3 protein-coding genes are annotated in these 1,896 nt (G+C 50.9%); 2 read left to right on the top strand and 1 reads right to left on the bottom strand.

Annotated elements, in window-relative coordinates; translation table 11 throughout:
* Positions 1-994: hypothetical protein (locus Q0526_RS14425; protein ID WP_298734999.1), on the top strand; the 994-nt coding region annotated here is incomplete at its 5' end.
* Between the two features lie 74 nt (positions 995-1,068).
* A complete protein-coding gene (locus Q0526_RS14430; protein ID WP_298735002.1) occupies positions 1,069-1,677 on the top strand; it encodes a hypothetical protein in 609 nt (202 codons plus the stop codon).
* Positions 1,678-1,680: 3 nt separating this feature from the next.
* Here the strand turns inward: Q0526_RS14430 and Q0526_RS14435 are convergent.
* On the bottom strand, positions 1,681-1,896 hold a 216-nt coding region (locus Q0526_RS14435), incomplete at its 5' end, for a hypothetical protein (RefSeq protein WP_298735005.1).

Here is a 1,896-nt window from a genome sequence, read left to right on the forward strand (position 1 = left end):
CATATACAGCGATGACTACGATGGAGGCATAAAGGGCTCCTTGGAAGATATCGCGCGCCAATTACAGCGGGATTTATCGCAAAACGAACGAGAGAACAACTATATCACAGACGATACAGCCCGTAACCTGCGTGCCGCTGTTAGCGAACTGGAACACTGCGGGATCAGCACAGGTATTTCCGACAGCATGATCGAGCGGCTGGCATGGTTTGTGGGTGGCGATGCAGCAAAAATCCGCCAGTTACAGCAAAGATTCAACGAATTGAATTTAGGTGGGCGGCTGCTGGAGGACGGAGTTTACGGAAAAAAGACTGACGGTGCTCGTGAGAGCTTTCTGGATGAATTAGCGCGAGGTACCTTTCCAACTCTGGCATGGCTTGACCCGCTCCAAAGCAGTTGGACGGGAATTCGGGCTGCAACCAAAATCACAAGAGATGGGCGGAATTTTTCACGCCTTGTATCCTCTGAAAGTAATATGCCACTTTTCAGGGCCGATTTACACCCCTACAAAGGGAATACAAGCTATTACCATATCAATGTGGATGCTCTCCCAGATGCTTCGGCGTGGCAGAAAAGGCTTGCATCCAAATTGGATCATACCGAGATTTCCAAAGAAGCCTATGATATCCTGAAAGATTTTCAGCACTCAGCCAAAGTAGTCAGGATCGCAGGGAGAGTGCTGTTGGTCGCGGGAGCAGCACTGGATGCTTTGGAACTATGTAATGTCATTGACGGGGATCTACATGACGCCGATCAGAAAATCGGGAAAAAGACTTATAGTACAGCTGCAAGTATTGGCGGCAGTTGGGCAGGAGGTGCACTCGGCGCCAAAGGCGGCGCTCTGGCAGGTGCTGCAATCGGTACGGCAATTTTGCCAGGACTTGGCACTGCTGTGGGCGGGATTGCCGGCGGATTGATCCTTGGTGTTGCAGGTTCCTATGCAGGTTCCTCTTTGGGAAAATGGGTAATTGATATCACAGATGTGGGAGAGTGACTATGGTTTTCCGGAAACGAAAAGAAAGAACCGACAGGTCGCTTAACGAACTGCGCTTAGGGGAGTTTTGGCTGATGCCCGGAGAGTTCCGGGCGGAGGAAGCAACTGCCGGTATGACGGGATCATACGGACTTCCCGGCGGATATGGGGCGCTGGCGGCCTCGGCCGAACAGGAGGAAGCGCTGCGCCCCTTCCATGCGATTGTACAGCGCACTGTGGAAGAGGTCAGTGCCGGGCTACCTGTGGTGCTGACCGTGTCGGACTATACCGGACATACCTGTGCCCTGTGGGAGGCGCGCTCTCCAGAACTGCGCCAAATGGCGTTGGAACAGTGCCGTTGGTTCAAAGAAGAGGAGGTGGGCAAAGGGGAACGGCATATATTTCTCTTTGACCGGCTGCCCAAAGGATTGTATACATCGCTCTATCAGTGTATCCATACGGAGATTCCCTGGGCGGACGTCTATCTGAATTGTTCTGTCCTGAAAAAAGAGGTTCCTCTTCATTTTGATGAAGGTTCGACACTGGAGAAGAGCGCTCTTCTAAACCTGCATGTGGATTGGGGACATTTGGTACTCATTATACAAACCGCACCAGACTTTCCAATCAAAAAGCTCACCAAAGCGCTTGCAGACGCGTGTGAGATGGAAGGCTGGATTTTTTCTGACCATACAAAAAGATCGTAACCATCACGGCAGCACCGGGCGAGGAATTCCTGTCCGGTGCTGCCTCATTCTATCGGATACTATTGCCGAATTGGTCAGTGTATTGGTCGGAGAAAAAGCAGAAAATTTAAGCAAACTTTTTCGCGGCGAATAAAAAGAAAAGTTCCTGATTTCTTGCGAAATCAGGAACTTTTTGGTGGAGACTACTGGACTCGAACCAGTGACCTCCTGCGTGTGAAG

It is taken from the genome of uncultured Subdoligranulum sp., assembly GCF_937890665.1.

Bases quoted from the DNA above. Each gene is read 5' to 3' on its own strand.
- Q0526_RS14430 (WP_298735002.1), top strand. From the start codon at position 1,069: ATGCCCGGAGAGTTCCGGGCGGAGGAAGCAACTGCCGGTATGACGGGA.